A 22,869-nucleotide genomic window follows, 5' to 3' on the forward strand; every position below is an offset into this window, starting at 1 on the left:
AAAAAATCACTCGAACTGACAGTTTCTTTTTAAACAAGCTCTTAAACAAAAAACACCGTTAAATAATTTTAACGGTGTTTTGTATAAATAAATAAGATATTAAAATAGTTATTCGGTAACTTTTAATCGTGCTTTGGCGGTAACCGAAATATCAGAAAAATCGTTGTTTAAATATTTTAAATAACCGGCAATGGCAATCATGGCAGCATTATCGGTAGTGTATTCAAATTTTGGAATGTAGGTTGTCCATCCCCAATGTTTTTCGGCAAGCTCTAAACGTTTTCTGATTTCTGAATTAGCAGAAACTCCACCAGCAATAGCAATGTGTTTAATATCGGTTTGTTTAACGGTGTTTTTTAATTTATCCATTAATATTTCAACAATTGTATGTTGAATAGAAGCACAGATATCGTGTAGGTTTTCTTCAATGAAATTTGAATTCTCTTTTACATTTTTCTGAATAAAACGCAAAATTCCTGTTTTTAATCCGCTAAAGCTAAATTGTAAATCGCCCACTTTAGGTTTTGTAAATTGATATACTTTCGGATTTCCTAATTGCGCATATTTGTCAATTAAAGGACCACCAGGATAAGGTAAGCCTAGTATTTTTGCTGATTTATCAAAAGCTTCCCCCACAGCATCATCAATAGTTTCACCTAAAATTTCCATCTCAAAATGATTGGTGATTTTTACAATCTGGGTATGTCCGCCACTTATGGTTAAGCACACAAAAGGAAAAGGCGGTATTTTACTACCCTCATCTTTAATAAAATGAGCCAAAATATGCGCCTGCATATGGTTTATATCTATTAGCGGAATATTTAAACCTAAGGCAAAGGATTTAGCAAATGAAGTACCTACCAATAACGATCCCATTAAGCCAGGACCACGTGTAAAAGCAATAGCATTTAAATCGTGTTTGGTAATATTAGCTTGTTCGATAGCTTGTTGTACCACCGGAACAATATTTTGCTGATGCGCTCTTGATGCAAGTTCGGGAACAACACCGCCATATTTAGCATGTATTTCCTGATTGGCAACCACATTACTTATTACTTTTCCGTTATAAATTACCGAAGCACTTGTGTCGTCACAAGAGCTTTCAATACCTAAGATATAGCTGTTTTTTGTACTCAATGTATGTTGTATTAAAATGCAAAAATATCGATATTGCGTTAGAATTTCGTTAAAATTAATATTTCTTTAAAATAAGGCAACATTTTTGCAGTTAGCTGAGTACATTTGTTAGTCATTTATAAATAACATTCTCATTAAAAAAGTAGGCGAAATATTGTGGAGATTTTTAAAGTACTTTGTGCTTTTATTAGTCTTGCTTATTATTTTATTATCACTACCAATTGTTCAAAGCGAACTAGCGAAACAAGCAACGAACTGGCTTAACAAAGAGTACAATACTAATATTGTTGTTAAGAAGGTAGATTTATCATGGTTGGGGAGTGTTCAGCTAAAAGGAATTGAAATTAGAGACCATCATAAAGACACCCTAATTTTTGTTGAAAATTTAAGCACTTCTCTACAAAATGTTAAACGAATAGTAGAGAATAATGTTGATTTAGGCGAAGCTTCTTTAAGTGGTGCTTATTTTAATATGAAAAAATACAAAGGAGAAGACGACGATAACATGTCTATCTTTATCGACAGTTTTGATGATGGTAAACCTAAAGATAGCTTATCTAATCCTTTTGTATTAAAAAGTAATAAAATTACTTTAGAGAACTTAACGTTTCAACTACTAGATGAAAACGAAAGAAATCCACTTAAATTTGCCGCTTATAACGCTTACGGAAACATATTAGATTTTTCTATTATTGGGCCTGACATTTCTTTGAATATGAGGGGAATGAGTTTTACAGAAAATAGAGGCATTAAGGTATCTAATTTAACAACTGATTTTATATACACAAGATCGTATATGAATTTAGATAAAACAGTATTAGAAACTATCCATAATTCAAAAATACAAGGAGACATAAAATTTACCTACGACCGTAAAGATTTTGTTAACTTTAATGATAAAGTAAAAATTAAAGCAAATTTTGTTAAAAGTGCTCTTGCTGTTAAAGATTTAAATAAATTATATGACGAGTTAAACGGTAATGATATTTTATACTTTCAAGGAAATATTAATGGTGTATTAAATAACTTTAGTGCGAACAATATTAGACTTTATTCTAAAAACGGAATGAAAGTTATTGGAGACATGGGTTTTGTTAATGCAGTTAAAACAAGTAGAGGATTTGTTTTTGATGCAGATTTAGACAATGTTACAGCAAATTATTCTCAATTAAAAAATGTATTGCCTAACTTATTAGGTAAATCCTTACCGCCAGAATTTGAAAGATTAGGCGACTTTAAATTAAAGGGGCTTATTAGAATTACGCCCGAACAAATGGATGCGACACTTTCTGTAAATTCAGAAATAGGATCGATAACTTCTGACCTTCAGTTAACCAATATTGATAAAATTGAAGACGCTACTTATATTGGTGAAGTAGAATTTAAAAATTTAGATTTAGGAGTTTTTGCAAATGATGCTGTATTAGGAAAAGTATCATTAAAGGCAGATGTTAATGGAAGTGGTTTTAATGTAAATAATATAAATACTATTATTATAGGTAAAGTTAGTAGCCTAGAATTTAATGATTATAATTACAAAAACTTAAACGTTAACGGACAATTTCAGAACAAGAAATTTGATGGTTTGCTAAGTTCTAAAGATGATAATTTTAATTTGAGATTTGAAGGATTAGCAGATTTTTCATCAGAAATAAATAAGTTTGATTTTATTGCGAATATTGATAAGATAGATCTAAAAAGAATAAATTTATTTACTCGCGATAGTATTTCTGAGTTAAAGGGTATTATCAATTTAAATATATCAGGAAATACTTTTGATGATATTGTAGGAAAAGCAACTTTCGAAAACTTAATTTATACAAATCAAAAACAACAATATCCTTTTAAAATATTCGAAATAAACTCATCGGTAAAAGACAGTATCAAAACAATAGAGGTAAACTCTGAAGATATTGTAACAGGAGCATTAAAAGGTAAGTTTTCATTTGAAGAATTAATTCCGATAACTCAAAATGCTCTAGGAAGTGTTTATACAAATTACCAACCTAATAAAGTAGCACCAAATCAGTTTTTAGATTTCGATTTCACTATTTATAATCAAATTATAGATATCTTTTTACCAAACATATCTATAGGTAAAAACACAAGGTTAAAAGGAAAAATAAATTCAGATAAGAATGCATTAAAACTAATTTTTACTTCACCCGAAGTTGATGTTTATAAGAATGTTATAGAAAATATAGTGTTAAGAATGGATAATAAAAATCCATTATATAATACGCAGTTAACGGCAAGTAAAATTAACACAAAACATTATAATATAGAAAAACTGAATCTTTTAAACAGAACAGAAAATGATACTTTGTATTTTAAATCTGTTTTTAAAGGTGGCAAGGAGTATTCTGAAAGTTTCAATTTAGATTTTTATTATACCATTAATGAATTGCAAAAATCGGTTGTGGGAATTCAAAAATCTACTCTTAATTACAAAGGATTTGATTGGGTTATAAATGAAAAAGAAGATAGAAATCATAAAGTAGCGTTCGATTTAAAGAAGAATAATTTTAAGATTAGTCCATTTGTATTTCAATCCGCAGCACAAAAAATTGAATTTAAGGGAGTTGTTAGAGACAGTACATATAAAGATTTAGAAGCTACTTTTGATAAGGTTAAATTAGGGAGTTTTTTGCCCTTGGTTGATAGTTTGCGTTTAGATGGTGATTTAAGCGGAGTTATAGATTTTAAGCAAGAAGGAAATAAAATAGCACCAAAAGGAAATTTAACCATAGATAATTTTAAAATAAATGAGTTTTCGCAAGGTGATTTAGCGCTAGATGTTACTGGAAACAATTCTTACGAAAAATACAACGTAAATCTTTCTTTAGTTAGTGAAAATGCTAAGAATATTTCGGCAAAAGGGGAGATTGATTTATCAAAAAAGAGATCAACAATTGATTTGGATGTGTCTTTAAAAGAATACGAATTAGCTGCTTTTAGTCCTTTAGGAAAAGAAGTTTTAAGTAAGTTACGAGGAAAAGTTACTGGAGATTTTACAGCCAAAGGGTTTTTAAATAACCCTGATTTTCAGGGAGTATTAAAATTTAAAGATGCTGGTTTAACTTTTCCGTATTTAAATATCGATTTCGACTTTAAAGGTAAAACAAGCATTACTTTAGATAAGCAGCAGTTTACACTAAATAATTTCTTATTAGAAGATACAAAACACAAGACGAAAGGAACTTTATCAGGATATATTGCGCATCAAAATTTTAAAGATTGGTATTTAAAACTAGATATAAAAACTCGAAATTTATTAATATTAGATACCTCAGAAACTGAGGAGTCTTCTTATTACGGTACAGGATTTTTAGATGGAAGTGCAGAAATTAGAGGACTTACTAGTAATTTAGATATTATTGTAGAAGGTAAAACAAACAAAGGAACTGTGTTTGTAATTCCTTTAAACAACGTAAAAACAATAGATAATTATAGGTTAATCCGTTTTAAAACAGGTAAGCCCGAAGATGAAAATATAAATAAGACAATAAAGGATATAAAAGGACTCGATTTAAAAATAAATCTAGCAGTAACCAAAGATGCTATTGCTCAGGTAGTGATAGATAAAGTTTCGGGAAGTGAGTTAAAAGGGAGTGGAGAAGGAAATTTAAGAATTGATATTAATACGCTTGGTAAATTTAAAATGTATGGAGACTTTGAAATAGATAAAGGATTATATAATTTTAAATATGCCGGAATAACAAAACCTTTTACGGTTCAAAAGGGAGGAACGATTGCTTGGAACGGAAGTCCTTATGATGCAGAGTTAGATTTAACTGCAATTTATAAGACCAAAGCAAATCCGTCACAATTGTTAGATAATATTAACTCGAATCGAAAAATACCTATTGATTTATATACTAAAATAACAGGAGGTTTATTTAGTTCAAAGCAAGAGTTTGATATTAAAATTCCGAACGCAAATTCAACAGTAGCATCAGAGTTAGAATTTATTTTAAACGGAAATGATTTAAATACAAAAATGCAACACTTTACATTTTTGTTAGCCTTTGGTACTTTTTATAATGAAGAAACAATAGGTAATAGCGCAGCATCAGGATTAACAGGTACGGCATCAGAAATAGCCTCAAGTATTTTAACAGATATGTTAAATAGTAAAGGAAATAAGTTTCAATTAGGATTAGGTTATACCCAAGGAGATAGAGGTGATGTTAATAGTTTGCGATCAGATGATCAGGTAGATGTATCTATCTCAACGCAATTAAGCGATCGTGTTCTTGTTAATGGTAAAGTAGGGGTTCCGGTGGGAGCAAATACACAAACAAGTGTTGTAGGTGAGGTAAAGGTGGAAGTTTTATTAAATGAAGAAGGTAATTTAAGAGGAACTGTTTTTAACCGACAAAACGAAGTGCAATATTCTACAGAAGAAGAAGGCTATACACAAGGTATTGGTCTTTCATATCAAGTAAACTTTAATAATTTATCAGATTTAGGTAAAAAATTAGGTTTAAAGAAAAAAAACGTAAAAAAAGACAGTTTACAACCCCAAAAGAAAAAATTAATACGCTTTAAGGCAAAAGAAGAGAAAGAATAACCATATTTATATGAACAGAACCAAAAAAGATTACTTGGTAATCATGTTAAAAGGAATTGCCATGGGAGCAGCAGATGTTGTTCCTGGAGTTTCTGGAGGAACCATTGCTTTTATTTCAGGAATTTACGAGGAATTGTTAAGATCGATAAGTAATATTAATTTAGGCCTATTTAAGACATTAAAAAATGATGGTTTAAAAGCTGCTTGGAAACAATTAAATGGTAATTTTTTAGCATCGCTATTTGTTGGGATGTTTATTAGCGTTATTTCTTTAGCAAAAGTAATTTCTTGGTTATTAACAAGCCATCCAATTTTATTGTGGTCTTTTTTCTTCGGATTGGTTTTAGCAAGTGTAATTTATATTGCAAAACAAATTACAAAGTGGAATATTATAGCCTTTTTTTTGGTTGCTCTAGGTGCCGTTGTAGCATATTATATAACAACTTTAAATCCGATGATATCCGAAAATTCATCAACTCTTTTTATGTTTTTTGCGGGTGCAATAGCAATTTGCGCTATGATTTTGCCAGGTATTTCAGGTTCGTTTATATTAGTGCTTTTAGGAGCTTATAAACCTGTATTAGCTGCAGTAAATAATCGTGATTTTACAACGATAGCAGCTATTGGTGCAGGAGCAATTATAGGATTGTTATCTTTTTCTAGAGTTTTAAAATACTTATTTGCAAATTATAAAAATTATACACTAGCTGTTTTAACAGGGTTTATAATAGGTTCGTTAAATAAAATTTGGCCTTGGAAAAAAGCATTAACATTTAGAACAAATTCTCACGGAGAGCAAGTGCCTTTTAATGAGTTATCAGTTTCACCTTTTGCATATGATGGAAATCCGCAATTAATGTATGCATCAATATTAATCATCATCGGTTTTGTATTAATCTTACTACTAGAAAAACTTGCTGTAAAAGAGCAATAGAAAATAAGTATCTTAGAGCTCTAATAGCATAGAATGTATATACAACGTACACTATTACAAAAAATAAACCTTTTTTTTAAAGGGTTAATTATGGGAAGTGCCAATAAAGTACCGGGAGTTTCTGGTGGTATGGTAGCTTTTGTAATGGGGTTTTATAAAGAGCTTATTTTTTCTTTTCAAAGAATAAATGGCAAGGCCTTTATGTTGCTTTTTAAAGGGAGATTTAAAAGTTTTGCAGCGTATATCAATTTACAGTTTTTAGTTTCGGTAATGTTAGGTAGCATGTTTAGTTACTTTAGCGTTTCTTTAATTTTAGATTATTTTTTAAAAAATTACGAATTATATGTCTGGGCGTGGTTTTTTGGAATGATTATAGGGTCTATTTATTATATTTCAAAAGATTTTAAAGATTGGCGGCCAAAAAACTTAGTAGCTTTAGTAATAGGAGTGGCAATAGGCGTATTTATTAGTTTTATGACACCTGCAAAAGAAAATGACAATCTTTGGTTTGTTTTTATATGCGGAATTATAGGTGTTTCTGGTATGACATTGCCAGGCCTTTCGGGTTCATTTATTCTAATTTTATTAGGTAATTATGTATTGTTATTGGTTGACAGTGTAAATGTTCTAGGAAGTGTTGTTACAAATATTTTGTCGGGAGATTTTGAAGTTTTAAAAGATCAAACAAAAATTAGATATTTAAAAATTATAAGTGTTTTTACAGCAGGTTCTGCATTTGGGTTAGTTTCTATGTCGCATATATTAGGCTATGTTTTAAAAAGGTGGAATCAAATAGTAACAGCAGTTATTATAGGTTTTATTACCGGATCTTTAGGTATTGTATGGCCATGGAAAAAAACAATATACAAAGTAAATAACGACGATTTTTTATTAGATCAACAAGGAAATAGAGTTGTTGAAAACTACGAGCGATTTATGCCAGATTTTTCGATAGTAGAAACGTGGATTTCAATAGGCTATATCATTTTTGGTATTGCCTTAATTTTAATTATAGATTTTTATGGAAGAAAAAGAAAATAGCAATGTTTATGCTTTAGTGGGTAAAAACATTTCATATTCATTTTCGAAAGGATATTTTACAAATAAATTTAAAGAGTTAGGGCTTGATAGTAATGAGTATGTAAATTTTGATATTCAAGAAATAAAAGAACTGCCTTTAAAAATAAAAGCACATAAAAAACAATTAAAAGGAATGAATGTAACGATTCCTTATAAGTTAGATGTTTTTAATTATTTAGATAAAATAGATAGAAAAGCACAAAAAGTAGGCGCAGTTAACACTATAAAAATATCTAAAAAAGGAAAGTTAAAAGGTTTTAATACGGATGTTTATGGATTTAAAAAGTCTTTAAAACCGTTATTAAAAAATCATCATAAAAAAGCTTTAATTTTAGGTACAGGTGGTGCGTCTATGGCGGTTGCTTATGTGCTTAAGAAATTAAATATTAAATATAAATTTGTTTCAAGAAATCCGCAAGGGAATAGGCAAATTGCATATCAAGATGTAACAAAGAAAATGATTAAATCTCATCACTTAATAATTAATTGTACACCTTTAGGAACACATCCTAATATTAGTGATTGCCCAGATATTCCTTATCAATTTATATCAAAAGAACATTTATTGTTTGATTTAATATATAATCCATCCGAAACAACTTTTTTAAGAAAAGGAAAAGAGAATGGTTCCGTAATAAAAAACGGATTGGAAATGTTAGAGCAGCAAGCAGAAAAAGCTTGGAAAATATGGAATGATAACTAACGATAACTACTTGAAAATAAAATTTGGTATTCTATTAGAATCCGTATATTTATAAAATTAATTATTAGGAACTTAAACATTGTAGATATGTTAGAAAATAACGAAGAAAAATTACAACAACCAATTACTGAAGAAAATACTGTAGTAAAAGCAGAAACTGAAAATGCAGTAAACGAAGTAGAGAATGAAGTGGCTAACGATGCTGAAAAAGCAGATGAAAAGCACGAAATACCAATGTTAGAATATACTTCTATGGAGTTAGATTCATTGGTTGAAGAATTAAAAAAGTTATTAGCTAACTATCAAGTACAGCAGTTAAAATCGAATATCGATTCGCTTAAAAATGCATTTAATGCTAAGTTTGGTGCATTATTAGCAGAGAAAAAAGAAGTTTTCCTGGCTGAGGGTGGAAATTCAATCGATTTTCAGTTCTCAAGTCCTGTAAAAGCAGAATACAATAAGTTACTAGGAGAGTATAAAACAAAACGAGATGCTTATTATTCACAATTAGAAAATCAATTAAAAGAAAACCTTATTAAAAGGAATGTTTTAATAGATGAGTTAAAAACGTTGATTGTAACTGCCGATGCAAAAACGATGTACAACGATTTTCAAAAAATTCAAAAAAGCTGGAAAACGATTGGACCTGTACCCAAAACAAAATATAATGATACTTGGAAGGTTTACCATCATCATGTAGAGCGTTTTTATGATTTATTAAACTTAAATAAAGACTTTAGAGAGCTTGACTTTAAACATAATTTAGAAGAGAAATTAAAGTTAATTACGCGAGCAGAAGAATTAAACGAGGTAGCAGATGTAAATGTTGCATTTAAAGATTTACAAGACTTACACCGTTTGTGGAAAGAAGAAATAGGCCCTGTAGGAAAAGAACATAGAGAAGATGTTTGGGGTAAATTTAGTGAAGCTACCAAAAAAATACACGACAAACGACACTTATATTTTAAAGAGTTAAAATCTAAGTATCAAGAAATGATTGATGCTAAATTAGTAGTTATAGCAGAGATAGATGCATTTGATACTTCTAAGAATAAATCACATAACGATTGGCAGAAAAGTATTGTAGAGTTAGAAAAATTAAGAAAAAAATATTTCGACATAGGTAAATTGCCTTATAATAAAAGTGAAGCTGTTTGGCAACAATTTAAAAACGCAACCAAAAAGTTTAACAGCGCTAAAAACGTTTTTTATAAAGCAGAGAAAAGTACTCAAAATGAGAATTTAAAAAGAAAAATAGCCTTAATAGAGCTTGCTGAAAGTATAAAAGATAGTGACGATTGGGAAGAAACGACCAATACAATGAAGCGTATTCAGTCTGATTGGAAAAAGGTTGGTCATGTGCCAAGAAAGTTTTCTGATGATATATGGAAACGTTTTAAAAATGCATGTAATTTCTACTTCGATAGATTACATGCTCAAAAAGACGAACAAAATAAAGAGCAGTTAGTTGTTGTAGAAACTAAAAAAGAATTTTTAGAGAACCTTAAAACATCCGAAGATTTAACGCTAGAAGCTATTAAAGAAAGCATTGTTAATTGGAGAAATTTAGGTTCTTTGCCAAGAAACGCTCGTCATTTAGATGAGAAATTTAACAAGGCTATAGACGCTCATTTAGGAAACCTAAATATGAGTAAAGTTGATATCGAAATGATGAAGTTTAAAAATGTTGTTGATACTTACTTGTTGCAAGAAGATTATAAGAAATTAGATAACGAGCAGTACTTTATTCGTAAAAAAATAGATGAATCTGTTCGCGATATGCAGCAGTTAGAGAATAACTTAAGTTTTATATCGAATGCTAAAGATGACAACCCTTTGGTTTTAAATGTTCGCAAAGGAATTCAGGAATTTAAAGACCAATTAGCTATTTGGAAATCTAAATTATCATATGTAAAAAAGTTAGATTATTAATTTAACTTTTTTAATAATTACTATAAAACTCGAATCTTATGATTCGAGTTTTTTTATATAGTATAGCGATAATTTTTTACCAATAATTTAATTTCTTATATTAAGAAAATATAAATACTCAATGAATATTAGAATTTTGTAAATGAATTATTAAACCCTTATTTATTTAGGTTTTTTATTTTTATTTTTTTTACTATATAAAATATAAAATGCTCTATGTTTGTTGTCTGAAAATTAAATAATTTAATGAAAATGCAAAAATTAAGAATTGCAGTATTATCAAGGAATCCAGAGTTATATTCAACAAAAAGATTAGTCGCTGCAGGAGAAGCACGCGGACATGAGATGTTGGTGATAGATCATGGAAAATGTGATTTGTTAATTGAGAAAAAAAAGCCGCAAATATATTATAAAGGTAAACTTTTAGAAAACATAGATGCAGTAATTCCAAGAATTGGAGCATCAATTACTTTTTATGGTACTGCAGTTGTTCGCCAATTCGAGATGATGAATGTTTTTTCTACATTAAACTCTCAAGCTTTGGTGTGTTCTAGAGATAAGTTGCAAAGCATGCAAGTACTATCTAAGGCTGGTTTAAATATGCCTAAAACTACCTTTACAAATAACTCTAAAAATGTTAGTGCCGTAATAAATAAAGTAGGGGGAGCTCCTTGTATTATTAAATTATTAGAAGGTACGCAAGGTGTAGGTGTTGTTTTGGCAGAAACAAAAAGTGCGGCAGAATCGGTATTAGAAGCCTTTAATGGTTTGCAAGCACGTGTTATTGTTCAGGAATTTATAGCAGAAGCTAAAGGAGCAGATTTACGTGTTTTTGTAGTTGATGGAAATGTAGTTGGAGCAATGAAAAGACAAGGTAAAGAAGGTGAGTTTAGATCTAATTTACATAGAGGAGGAACTGCCGAGTTATTTGAATTAACAGAAGAAGAAGAAAACGCTGCGTTAAAAGCTGCAAAGAAATTAGGTTTAAGTGTTTGTGGGGTAGATATGCTACAATCTAATTCAGGACCAATGATAATGGAAGTAAATTCTTCGCCTGGTTTAGAAGGTATAGAGCAAGCAACTAAATTAGATATTGCTAAAAACATTATTCGTTATATAGAAAGAAATGTCTAAAGAAATTACCATACTAGGAGAAAAAATTTTACCTGGTAAGTCGTATCAAATAAAAATGGATATTGCTCGATTACATACAAGAACAAAAATAGAAGTTGCTGTTATTGTAAGTAGAGCCAAAAAAGATGGACCTTGCGTATTAGTAAGTGCAGGTATTCATGGTAATGAGGTGAATGGAATTGAGATTGTTAGACAAATAGTTGCTAATAAATACAATGTGCCAGATGCAGGGATGATTATATGCGTTCCTGTGGTAAACGTATTTGGGTTTATCATTAAGACAAGAGAATTTCCTGACGGTAAAGATTTAAATAGAAGTTTTCCTGGTACTAAAAAAGGTTCTTTAGCAAGTAATTTTGCGTATTCCTTTATGAATGAGGTGGTTGAGTATGCGGATTATTGTATTGATTTTCATACAGGTGGTGATGATAGATTTAATTATCCGCAGGTAAGAATTTCTGAAGATGATACGGATACTTTTAATTTAGCTAAGATTTTCGGAGCTAAGTTTGTTAAATACTCTTCTGAGCGTGATAAGTCTTTTAGAGCGTCGGCTGTTGCAATAGGAAAAAAAGTATTATTGTATGAAGGAGGAAAGTCTTTAGATATAAATAATAAAGTAACGCATGTTGGGGTTACAGGAATTTTAAATGTTTTAGATCATTTAGGTGTTAAAAAATTTCCAGCCAGATATAAGCCTTTTGATAAAGATGACGAGCAAGTTGTTTTTAGCGATTCAAAATGGATAAGAGCTAGTGCTTCTGGTATGTATAGGTCATTATTACGTAATGGAGATCCTGTAGAAAAAGGAGCCGTTATTGGTTTGATAACCGATCCATATGGTTTTTTTGAAAGAAAAATAAAAGCATCTGTATCGGGTTATATTATTTGCTTAAACCATTCTCCAATCGTAAATCAGGGAGATGCGATTGCGCATATAGCAATTCACGATAGTTAAAATATTAAACTGTTATTATTACGCATAAAAAAAAGCCCTCGTTTTCGAGAGCTTTTTTTTATATTTAAAAGTAAAATATTAAACAAATAAGTTGTCAATTTTTTCTTTTTCTTCTTGCGCTAAAGCAGCATCTACTAAGATACGACCACTATGCTCATCGATTGTAATTTTCTTACGATTAGCAATTTCTAACTGTACCTGAGGTGGTATTGTAAAGAAAGAACCTCCTGCAGCACCACGTTCAATGGCAACTACGGCTAAACCATTTCTTACTTTTGTACGAATTCTGTTATAGGCAGTTAATAAATGGTCATCTATAGATTTTGCATATTCTATAGATTTATCTTTTAATAATTGCTCTTCTTTCTCTGTTTCTTTTAAAATAGCATCTAATTCATTTTTCTTGTGAGTTAAATGATTTTCTTGCTTTTTTAATTTCTCTTTAGTTTTTTCAATAACTTCGTTCTTCTGAGCTATTTTAACCTTGTATTCTTTAATTCTCTTTTCAGACAATTCAATTTCTAATTCTTGAAATTCAACTTCTTTTGTTAAAGAATCAAACTCACGATTGTTACGAACATTTTTTTGTTGTTCTGCATACTTTTCGATTAAAGCTTTAGATTCTGTAATAGCTAATTTTTTATTGCTAACATCAGTATCTATACTTGTAGCTTCTTCTTTTAACTTAGAAAGTCTTGTGTTTAATCCGGCAACTTCATCTTCTAAATCTTCAACTTCTAAAGGTAATTCACCACGAACATTTCTGATTTCGTCAATTCTAGAATCGATTAACTGTAAATCATATAACGCTCTTAACTTTTCTTCTACCGTTACTTCTTTTTTTGCCATCTGTTATATATAGTGTATTGGATTTGTACTTTTTTCACTTAAAATAATCGCAAAAGTACTAAATTTTTCACGAAGATAATCATATAAAAGGTTTTTTGTAAACTGCTCACTTTCATAATGTCCAACATCAGCTAATAATATTTTTTTTTCAGCTTTAAAAAACTCATGATATTTAAAATCAGCACTTATATAAGCATCAGCCTTAGCTTTAATGGCATTACTAATAGCAAAACTACCAGAACCACCTAAAACAGCTACTTTCTTAATTGGTTTATCTAATAAATCAGAATGTCTAACGCAATCAGTTTTAAAAGTTTTCTTAACAAAAGTTAGAAATTCCTTTTCATTCATAGGGTTTGCTAATTCACCAAGCATTCCCATACCTATATGTTGGTTACTGTTTTCTAAAGTAATAATTTCGTAAGCTACTTCTTCATACAAATGAAAATCGAACAAAGCTTTTAATATTTTACCTTCTAAATAACTATCAAAAGTTACCGAAATACAGGTTTCTTCTTCAAACATGAATGTACCTTTTTCGCCAACGGTTGGGTTTGAGTTTTCTCCGCCTTTATAACTTCCTTTGCCTTCTACATTAAAAGAGCAATTTTCATAATTACCAATACTTCCTGCTCCGGCATTAAAAAGTTTGGTGCGTAATTTTTCAGCTTCAGCAATCGGAACATACGTAGTAAGTTTCTTTATAATTCCTTTTTTAGGAATTAATGTTTTACAGTTTTGTAAGCCTAAAACTTCACACATTTTAGCTGAAACTCCATTATTAACGTTATCTAAAGCAGTATGTGTAGCATAAATGGCAATGTTGTTTTGAATTGCTTTTAAAACAACACGCTCTACATAATTATTTCCATTTATTTTTTTCAATCCACTAAAAACAATCGGGTGAAAGCTTACAATTAAGTTGCAGTTGTTGGCAATAGCCTCATCAACGGTTTCTTCTAAAGTGTCAAGCGTAACTAAAACTCCAGTTACTTTTGTGTTATAACTTCCAATTAGTAAACCTACATTGTCAAAATCTTCAGCATACGAAAGTGGTGCTAGTTTTTCAATATGGTCAGTAACGTCTTTTATTTGCATTTTCTTGATTTAATGGATACCGCTAAGTTACTAAAACTTGTCATTACGAGGAAGAATGACGAAGTAATCTAATTAACCTTGAAAGATTACTTCACTTTGTTCGTAATAACGAAATAATTTTTACTTTTGATGTAATGAAATTACTTCGATTTTTATTATTTCCGTTTGCTGTTTTATACGACGTTGTTACAACGATTCGTAATTGGTTTTTTGAGTTAGGTGTATTAAAATCTACCTCTTTTGATATTCCTGTTATTGTAGTCGGAAACTTAAGCGTTGGTGGAACAGGAAAAACGCCACAAATAGAATATTTAATTCGTTTACTAAAAGATACACATAAGGTTGCAGTTTTAAGTAGAGGTTACAAGCGTAAAACAACAGGTTTTCAGATTGTAAATTCCAAACATGCTGCAGCTGATGTTGGTGATGAGCCTTTACAGTTTTATAAAAAGTTTAAAAATGAAGTAACCATAGCTGTTGATGCTGATAGAACAAACGGAATTCAACAATTATTAAAAAGTGATGTTTCGCCGCAAGTTGTTTTATTAGATGATGCTTATCAGCATAGAAAAATAAAGGGTAGTAGTTATATTTTGTTAACGAAATATGACGATTTGTACGTGGATGATTTTATTTTACCTACCGGAAATTTAAGAGAGAGTAGAAGAGGGGCAAATCGTGCAGCGATAATAATTGTTACGAAGTGTCCTGAGAATTTATCAGAAGTAACTAAAGAAAAAATCAAAATAAAAATTAATCCTAGTAAAAATCAACAGTTGTTTTTTACCACTATTTCTTACGATAAAAACTTAAAAGGAGCAGAGTTTGAACTTACTATTGCTGATTTAAAGCATAAAGATGTTTTGTTAGTTACAGGAATTGCAAAGCCTAGCTCGTTATTAAGTTTTTTATCAAAAGAAAATATCAATTATAAGCATTTAGAATATGCAGATCATTATGATTTTAATGCGCAAGATATTTTAAAAATCGAAAAAGAATTTAATGATTTACCATCTAAAAATAAGATGATCTTAACAACAGAAAAAGATTATATGCGTTTACAAGGTAAGCTTAAAAACATGTGTTATATAACTATAAAAAGCACTTTTTTATCAGAAGAAGAAAAGTTTAAGCAGTTGGTAATTGGTCATATAGAAGATAAAAAAAACATTAAATAACGCGTTCATCGGCCTTGTAAGCACCACGGCGATGTAAAATCCATTGCGCTTCATCTAACGGATTTACACCTTTAAACTTCTTTGTTTTTCCTTCTCCTTCAGGACAAACAGCATATTCATGAAAAACGGTTCTTAAACGAAGTCTACCGCTGCAAATACTATTTAGTTTTATGCTAAGATCTAAAGACGTAGCAACAGGAATCGTACCCGATAATATTACCAAATCTTGCTCAAAAGTAGGTGTGTTTATAGTTGCTCTTCTATGAGTAAGTTCAGAAATTAATTTACCTAATAACTCTTCATTGGTTTTTATTTCAAAGCGTAATAAAGGTTCCAGCAAATGAGTTCCGCCATTTTCTAAACCTTTCATTATTCCCATTGGAGTGGCTAAATTAAAATCTCCAGGTCTAGAGTGCACATTATGATCTTCTCCTTTAATTAAAGTGATTTTTACATCGGTAACATTCCAGCCTAAAAGACCTTGTTCTAAAGCTTTTGGAATTGTTTTTGCTATTTCATTTTGATATTTATTATGAACATCATTTTTAGAAACAATTGATTGATACGTGATGCCTGAGTTTAACGCTGCAGGTTCAATTAAAAAAGTCATAATTGCCCAACAAGGTTTTGGCATCCAATAACGAATATAACCTTCGGCAGCTTTAGTAATGGTTTCTTTATAAACTATTTGAGGATCTGTAAAATTTACAGCAATATTAAAGCGTTCTTGTAATAAGTGGGTGAGTACTTCTATTTGCATATCTCCCATTAATAAAAGAATCAATTCTTTTTCGGGTTTATGCCATTTAAATTGTAAACTCGGATCTTCTTTATCGATAAGCTGTAATGCTTGAGCAAGGGCATTATAATCTTTATCGTTAAAGGCAATTACTTGTACGCTTAAAACGGGAATGTTTAATTCAGGTAAGGTTGGAATCTCTGAAGGATTTCCTAAAATATCACCTGCTTTTGTACCTAAAACTCCAGTAATTATACCGATGTCTCCTGCTGTAATATTAGTATCTAAATGTTTTGTATGATGAAATACTTTTGTTTGATTTATTTTAGATTCTAATGCTTGTGTGTGGTTGTAAATAGTTGTTTTGGAAGATAAGTTACCTGAAAAAACTTTTACATGTGCCATTGCGCCATGAACTTTATTATGCTCTAATTTATATACGTAAGCGGCAACTTCTTCAGAAATATTTCTCTTTTTTGGTTTGATAAAATCTACCAATCCGTTTAATAAAATCTCAACACCAATGTTGTTTTTAGCAATACCTGTAAAAACAGGAACTATCATATTGTTTGAAGTACTTTTTGCAATTGTGTTTAAATAGACTTCATCAGAAAAATGAATTCCGTTTAAATATTGTGTCAACAGCTTTTCATCAGTTTCTATGAGTTCTTCAGTTATAGCTTCTTTTTGCTCCTTACTAATTTTATTATTGTTAAAAACCTCGGTTATATACGCAGAAGTTAAACCTTCATCATAACTCGTAGAAATAGCTACCGTTTTATATTGGAGCTCTTTTTTTATTTGTCGTAAAACGGCTTCTGTGTTTGCGCTTGGTCTGTCTATTTTATTGATAAAAATTAGTGTAGGTATTTTTAAATTATGCAAAGCATCTACTATTGTTAAGGTATGTGCTTGTACGCCCTCAACAGCAGAAATTACTAAAATAACAGCATCAACAACACAAAGAGTTCTTGCAACCTCACTAGAAAAATCTACGTGGCCAGGAGTGTCAATTAAGTTAATTTTCGTGTTTTTCCAATTAAAAGAAGTCGTAGCAGCTTTAATCGAAATTCCGCGTTCTTTTTCTAAAGTTAAATTGTCGGTAACTGCAGATCCTTTATCTACACTTCCTATTTTTCTAATAGCACCAGCATGATATAATAAGTGTTCTGTTAATGTGGTTTTTCCGGCATCTACATGCGCCAGAATACCTATGTTAAGAATGTTAGAATACTTCATTAATTAGTGTGATGCTTGGTGTAGAGTTAAAATTTCTTAGTAGCGGCTGCGCTTATTTGTTTGATATCTTGCTCATCTTTTCGAGGACAAATTAAAAGCACTCCATCTTTTTCAACCACAATAAAATCATTTAAACCTTGAATAATAACCTTTTTACCGCTTTCGGTGCGAATCATATTTCCGTTTGCATCTCTAAAAATGGTTTCAGCACCTACAACAGCATTTTTTTGATCGTCTTTTTCTAATTTATTATACAAAGATCCCCAAGTACCAAGATCATTCCAACCAAAATCTACCGGTAAAATATGTACATTATTCGAGCGTTCCATAATTCCGTAATCAATAGAAATATCTTCACATTTTTCGTAATTGTTTTTAATAAAGTCAGCTTCTAAATCAGTATTATAAATAGTATTTGTGCCTTCTAAAACCGTTAACATATTTGGTAAGTGCTTTTTAAAAGCGGCTAAAATGCTTTTGGTAGACCAAATGAAAATTCCTGCATTCCATAAATAATCACCACTAGCTATAAATTCTTTTGCAGTTGCTAGGTTTGGTTTTTCTGTAAAGTTTTTTACCTTCTTTGTATCCGAAGAACTTTCTTCAAACTGAATATATCCATAACCAGTATTTGGTGTATTTGGTTGGATACCTAGCGTCATTAAAGAGCTGTTTTTTGCGGATGTTTCAAACGAAGTTTTGATGTTATTTAAAAATTCAGTTTCATCTTCAATCCAATGATCAGAAGGTGCAACTAACATAACAGCATCTTTATTTTGGCTATGAATTTTTAAAGCCGCATATAAAATACAAGGAGCTGTGTTGCGCATTGCCGGCTCTAATAAAAGTTGCTTTTTGGTAGTTTTTGGTAATTGCTCTAAAACCAAACTTTCATAACGTTCGTTTGTGGCAATTAAAATATTCTCAGCCGGAATTAAAGCATTAATTCGATTAAAAGTACGCTGAATTAACGATTCACCAGTTCCTAACATATCATGAAACTGTTTCGGGTATTCTTGCGTGCTTACTGGCCAAAAACGTGAACCAACACCGCCGGCCATAACTATTGCGTAATAATTTTTATTCATAATAATTAGTTATAATTCCTTAAAGATAGACGTTTTATTTATATGTTTGAATCTACTAACTTTACTTCTGCATTTTGATTAAAAAGATATACTCTTTTGTTCGTTAAATTTAAACATTCATAACGAGTTCTGCGTTTATTTCCTCTTTTGTATAAAGTATTTTTAAACTGAAAAACACTATTAACAGGAACTTGAAAGATAAAATTCTTTCCGTTTTCAGCTTCACCACCACGTAGCGCTAAAGATAAATTAACATCCGTATCGGTACTTGCTTTCGGGTTTTTAAGATAGTTAGCCAAATAAGGTAATATTTCCTTCGGATAAATATCTGGTTGTAAAAATGGCAACATTAAATGCTGAAAAACTGTTTTCCAATGTTTGCCATGAGGTTGTACTCGCCCAAACCTTTTATGCGTAACATGATGCGCAATTTCATGAATTAAAGTCAGTAAAAACTGAAATTCGTTCAGGTTATTATTAACAGTAATCTGTGTTTGTCCGTTCGGAAAAGTCCTAAAATCACCATGTTTGGATTGTCGCTGATTTACAATTTTAAGATTGATTTTATGCTCGTTAATTAAATACTCAACTAACGGAATTGCTTTTTCAGGGATATATTTTATAAGTGTTTTGTACAATGAAAGTTTTTTATGGCGTTGAACTAGATACTTCTAGTACTTTTCCGTTGTAAAACTTGTTTCCTGTTAAAGCGAAATCAAAAATATAACTTGCCATTTCTTTTGCTGATAATGGAGCAACATAACCAGGAAAAGCTTCTTCTAACATTTCGGTTTGTACAGCGCCTAAAGCCAATATATTAAAGGCTATTTGTTGTTTTTTGTATTCTTCAGCTAATAGTTCAGATAAAGTAATTACGGCTCCTTTAGCAGAGCTATAAGCAGCTAAACCTGGAAATTTCATGCTTCCTTGTACTCCGCCCATAGAACTAACGGTAACTACATGACTTCCTTTTTTGAAAAATGGAATCAATAGCTTTGTTAATTCGGCAACAGCAAATACATTTACTTTATAAACTTCCTGGAAATCAGCCGTAGTTAAATCTGTAAAAGGCTTATTTACTAGTTTTCCTGCGTTGTTAATTAAAACATCAACAGTTTTCCATTCTTTTTTAATGAATAAGGTTGCTTTGTTTAAATCGTCATTATTAGATAAATCGACAGCTATCGTAGTAATGTTTTTATGATTTATTTTTTCTAACGGACTTGTGTTTCTTGATAAAGCAAGTACTTTATGTCCTTCGTTTGCAAACTGTTGTGCTAGTTCAAAACCAATACCTCTACTGGTTCCTGTAATTACAATATTTTTCATTTAATAGGATAAGTTAAACAAGCAAGCTACTTAAAATTTTCATACATTTATAGTTCAAACTAAATTTTTATCATGAAAAAAAATAGCTTTTTACTTTTGTTTTTATTGATTGTAACTTATTCTTTTAGTCAGAACACTTATGTTTTATGCGGAAAGTTAATTGATACAGCTTCTGGAGAAATTCAAACAGAAAAAACAATTGTTGTTAATGACAATAAAATCACACATGTTAAAAATGGCTACATTATGCCAAGAGATAAAACATCTAAAATAATAGATTTAAGAGATAAAGTTGTAATGGCTGGCTTGATAGATATGCATGTACATATTGAAATGGAATTTGATGCTAAAACGCGCTTAAACAAATATACTTTAAACGAAGCAGATGTAGCTTATAATTCTGTTGGTTTTGCAAAATCAACCTTGTTAAACGGATTTACAACGATAAGAGATTTGGGTGGAACTGGAGTAAATATATCAATAAAAAAAGCAATCGAAGCTGGGAAAATACCTGGGCCAAGAGTTTTTACAGCAGGTAAATCATTGGCAACAACGGGTGGTCATGCAGACCCTACAAACGGAAGTAGTAGAGTTTTAACTGGTAATCCGGGGCCAAAAGAAGGTGTTGTAAATTCGGTTGAAGACGCTAAAAAAGCGGTACGTCAGCGTTATAAAAATGGAGCAGATTGTATTAAAATTACAGCAACAGGTGGCGTTTTAAGTGTGGCTAAATCTGGCGATAATCCACAATTTACAATTGAGGAGGTAAAAGCAATATGTGATATGGCTAAAGATTATGGAATGCATGTAGCTGCTCATGCTCACGGTGATGAGGGAATGCAGCGTGCAATAATTGGTGGTGTAAAAACTATTGAACACGGAACTTATATGAGTGATGAAACGATGGAATTGATGAAAAAGCACAACGCTTTTTTAGTGCCAACAATTACTGCAGGAAAAGAGGTAGAAGAGAAAGCTAAAATAAAAGGATTTTATCCAGATATTGTAGTTCCAAAGGCATTAGCTGTTGGTCCAAAAATTCAAGGAACATTTGCAAAAGCATATAAGAAAGGTGTAGGAATTGCATTTGGTACCGATGCAGGAGTTTTTAAACACGGTAACAATGGTAAAGAATTTGGTTATATGGTAGCAGCAGGTATGCCAGCGATAGAAACGATTCAGGCAGCAACTATTACCAATGCTAAAATATTAAAGATGGAGAATGAAATAGGGCAAATTAAAAAAGGTTTCTTCGCAGATATTATAGCTGTAGACGAAGATCCAACTAAAAATATTAAAACAATGGAAAACGTTATTTTTGTAATGAAAAACGGAATCGTTTATAAGAAATAAATAAAAAGAGCGGTTTTAAAACCGCTCTTTTTATTAAAATGTTATGTGTTGGTATGCACCAATATCAGGATTTGTTGTTCTATCAATTCCTAAAATATCTTCAGAAATAGCGGATGCTTTTGCTTTGTTAATAGCTTCAGAATTTTCACCAATTATAAAATGATTTAAAGAGGTGTTTTTAAAGTTAGGTTCTCCATTTAAAATAATATTTTTATAATGAGTAGCATCATCAAAATTCAACTCTGTATTACTAGCAAACGAATCATTAAAATCATTAAACTGAATCATAGAGTTTTCAATATTATAATTAAAATCGCTACCGTCATTTTTATCTAAAACAAATTCAATATTGTTGTTACCTTCAATAATACAGTTGGTGAAGGTAGCAGCAATTAAATCTCTTGTAGCTGTTACTTCATCATTATTACTATTAAGAAAATTAGTGTAATTATTTACTAAAACTGTAGGTAGCTGACGGAAACTATTGCTCCAATAATTAGCAAAAGTAGCATGAGTAAAATTATAAGTTCCCCCAAAAGTACAAGCTAAAGAAGATTGTCCGGCGTTACCAATAACGATGTTTTCTCCTTTAATATTAGTATCCCTTCCTAAGATTCCATAATTAGAATTGTTATAAATTTCTGTGTTTTTTATAGACAATGTAGGTGAAGCAACAGTGCTAATACTATCAACAAGTACACCGATGGTTCCGTTTTTAATTAAGGCATGGTTAATTTCATTTTCAGTACTACCTGCACGTAACCAAATAGTTCCCCATTGGCCCGGTATATTGTTAAATCGTTGTTCTAGTCGGTCGCTTTCAAAAATAACTTTACTGTCAAGAGTTCCGTTTACTTTTAAACTTCCTTTTTTATCTACTATTAAACCTGAGTTATTGTGAAAGTAAATTTTTGCACCAGCATTAATTGTTAATGTTTTTTCTGACGGTACAGCCGCATAACCGTAAATAACATATGGTTTTTCATCAGTAAAAGTTAATTCAGCATCTGTTAAAAAACGACCTTGAATTTCAGAGTCTGTACCATTTATAGTTAAGGTTTCAATTCCCATACTATTTTTTGATGGGAATATAAAAGTGGCATCTTGCACTAAAGTAATTAAATCAACATCTTGTTGATTATTTCCGTTATCAAATAATAATTTATCTGTGTATAAAGGATCTGTTGTTGTGCTAAAATCAATAGTAGTTTCTACAAAAACATAGATACTGTCATTTGCTAATATATCAATATCGTTAAAATTCTTACCAGATATTCCATCAACATTTAAACGATAATTAGAACTGTTTCCGTTCTCTAATTTAATTTCCGGAATTGTAATCGATTTATTACTCCTGTTGTATACTTTTAAATTGTATGTAGCTGATCCTATATTCGAAAAAACGGTGTCTAAAAATATGGTGTCTTTAGAGAATTCTAATTTACCAAAATTAGGAACAGTTTTAAAATCTTTTCTACACGAGCTTACAGCAATTAAAATAAAGAAAGCTAAAATTTGAAGGGAGTATCTCATATATAAAAGAAG

17 protein-coding genes are annotated in these 22,869 nt (G+C 30.6%); 9 read left to right on the forward strand and 8 right to left on the reverse strand.

Features of this window, described 5'->3' with window-relative positions; translation table 11 throughout:
* Positions 1-108: 108 nt before the first annotated feature.
* Complete coding sequence (gene tsaD, locus RRF68_RS00300) at positions 109-1,137, reverse strand: tRNA (adenosine(37)-N6)-threonylcarbamoyltransferase complex transferase subunit TsaD (protein ID WP_315944608.1); 1,029 nt, start codon at positions 1,135-1,137, stop codon at positions 109-111.
* A gap of 178 nt (positions 1,138-1,315) precedes the next feature.
* Here tsaD and RRF68_RS00305 point away from each other — a divergent pair, with 178 nt between their 5' ends.
* The 7 genes from RRF68_RS00305 (at position 1,316) to RRF68_RS00335 (ending at position 12,451) form a co-directional block, all read left to right on the forward strand.
* Positions 1,316-5,710, forward strand: a complete 4,395-nt coding sequence (locus RRF68_RS00305) for a translocation/assembly module TamB domain-containing protein (RefSeq protein WP_315944609.1) — start codon at positions 1,316-1,318, stop codon at positions 5,708-5,710.
* 10 nt (positions 5,711-5,720) lie between these two features.
* Positions 5,721-6,644 carry a DUF368 domain-containing protein gene (locus RRF68_RS00310; RefSeq protein WP_315944610.1) on the forward strand — a complete coding sequence of 308 codons (924 nt, stop codon included), beginning with the start codon at positions 5,721-5,723 and terminating at the stop codon, positions 6,642-6,644.
* Between the two features lie 33 nt (positions 6,645-6,677).
* Positions 6,678-7,685, forward strand: coding sequence for a DUF368 domain-containing protein (locus tag RRF68_RS00315; RefSeq protein WP_315944611.1), 1,008 nt, complete (start codon positions 6,678-6,680; stop codon positions 7,683-7,685).
* Positions 7,666-8,427: a shikimate dehydrogenase family protein gene (locus tag RRF68_RS00320; protein ID WP_218773000.1), complete on the forward strand. Its 762-nt coding sequence runs from the start codon at positions 7,666-7,668 to the stop codon at positions 8,425-8,427. The genes RRF68_RS00315 and RRF68_RS00320 overlap by 20 nt, the downstream gene beginning before the upstream one ends.
* Before the next feature lie 87 nt (positions 8,428-8,514).
* The gene (locus tag RRF68_RS00325) at positions 8,515-10,359 is read left to right on the forward strand and encodes a DUF349 domain-containing protein (protein ID WP_315944612.1); all 1,845 of its coding nucleotides are present in this window, start codon (positions 8,515-8,517) and stop codon (positions 10,357-10,359) included.
* A 252-nt stretch (positions 10,360-10,611) separates the two neighbouring features.
* Positions 10,612-11,493 carry a 30S ribosomal protein S6--L-glutamate ligase gene (rimK, locus tag RRF68_RS00330; protein WP_218773465.1) on the forward strand — a complete coding sequence of 294 codons (882 nt, stop codon included), beginning with the start codon at positions 10,612-10,614 and terminating at the stop codon, positions 11,491-11,493.
* Positions 11,486-12,451, forward strand: a complete 966-nt coding sequence (locus RRF68_RS00335; protein ID WP_315944613.1) for a succinylglutamate desuccinylase/aspartoacylase family protein — start codon at positions 11,486-11,488, stop codon at positions 12,449-12,451. Before rimK ends, RRF68_RS00335 begins: the two co-directional genes overlap by 8 nt.
* Positions 12,452-12,529: 78 nt before the next feature.
* Here the strand turns inward: RRF68_RS00335 and RRF68_RS00340 are convergent, their stop codons facing one another.
* Positions 12,530-13,300, reverse strand: coding sequence for a zinc ribbon domain-containing protein (locus RRF68_RS00340; protein ID WP_218772997.1), 771 nt, complete (start codon positions 13,298-13,300; stop codon positions 12,530-12,532).
* Between the two features lie 3 nt (positions 13,301-13,303).
* On the reverse strand, positions 13,304-14,398 hold the full coding sequence (locus tag RRF68_RS00345; RefSeq protein ID WP_315944614.1) for a Nif3-like dinuclear metal center hexameric protein: 1,095 nt from the start codon (positions 14,396-14,398) through the stop codon (positions 13,304-13,306).
* Positions 14,399-14,532: 134 nt separating this feature from the next.
* Between RRF68_RS00345 and lpxK the strand changes: the two genes are divergently transcribed.
* Positions 14,533-15,576, forward strand: coding sequence for a tetraacyldisaccharide 4'-kinase (lpxK, locus tag RRF68_RS00350; protein ID WP_315944615.1), 1,044 nt, complete (start codon positions 14,533-14,535; stop codon positions 15,574-15,576).
* Here lpxK and RRF68_RS00355 read toward each other — a convergent pair.
* Genes RRF68_RS00355 through RRF68_RS00370 form a run of 4 tightly spaced genes read right to left on the reverse strand, consistent with a single transcriptional unit; the run spans position 15,569 to position 19,971 of the window.
* Positions 15,569-17,554, reverse strand: a complete 1,986-nt coding sequence (locus RRF68_RS00355; RefSeq protein ID WP_315944616.1) for a TetM/TetW/TetO/TetS family tetracycline resistance ribosomal protection protein — start codon at positions 17,552-17,554, stop codon at positions 15,569-15,571. The genes lpxK and RRF68_RS00355 overlap by 8 nt on opposite strands.
* Before the next feature lie 26 nt (positions 17,555-17,580).
* Positions 17,581-18,642, reverse strand: coding sequence for a mannose-1-phosphate guanylyltransferase (locus RRF68_RS00360; protein WP_315944617.1), 1,062 nt, complete (start codon positions 18,640-18,642; stop codon positions 17,581-17,583).
* 38 nt (positions 18,643-18,680) lie between these two features.
* The gene (locus tag RRF68_RS00365; RefSeq protein ID WP_218772992.1) at positions 18,681-19,280 is read right to left on the reverse strand and encodes a SprT-like domain-containing protein; all 600 of its coding nucleotides are present in this window, start codon (positions 19,278-19,280) and stop codon (positions 18,681-18,683) included.
* A gap of 10 nt (positions 19,281-19,290) precedes the next feature.
* Entirely contained in the window at positions 19,291-19,971 is a 681-nt protein-coding gene (locus RRF68_RS00370) for an SDR family NAD(P)-dependent oxidoreductase (protein WP_218772991.1), read from the reverse strand.
* A gap of 72 nt (positions 19,972-20,043) precedes the next feature.
* Between RRF68_RS00370 and RRF68_RS00375 the strand changes: the two genes are divergently transcribed.
* Positions 20,044-21,324, forward strand: coding sequence for a metal-dependent hydrolase family protein (locus RRF68_RS00375; RefSeq protein ID WP_218772990.1), 1,281 nt, complete (start codon positions 20,044-20,046; stop codon positions 21,322-21,324).
* A 33-nt stretch (positions 21,325-21,357) separates the two neighbouring features.
* On the opposite strand, the gene RRF68_RS00380 is transcribed toward RRF68_RS00375, so the two are convergent.
* Positions 21,358-22,857, reverse strand: a complete 1,500-nt coding sequence (locus tag RRF68_RS00380) for a hypothetical protein (RefSeq protein ID WP_218772989.1) — start codon at positions 22,855-22,857, stop codon at positions 21,358-21,360.
* Positions 22,858-22,869: the final 12 nt, after the last annotated feature.

The organism is Tenacibaculum sp. HL-MS23 (genome assembly GCF_032463465.1).
GTDB classification, from domain to species: Bacteria; Bacteroidota; Bacteroidia; order Flavobacteriales; family Flavobacteriaceae; genus Polaribacter; species Polaribacter bernardetii.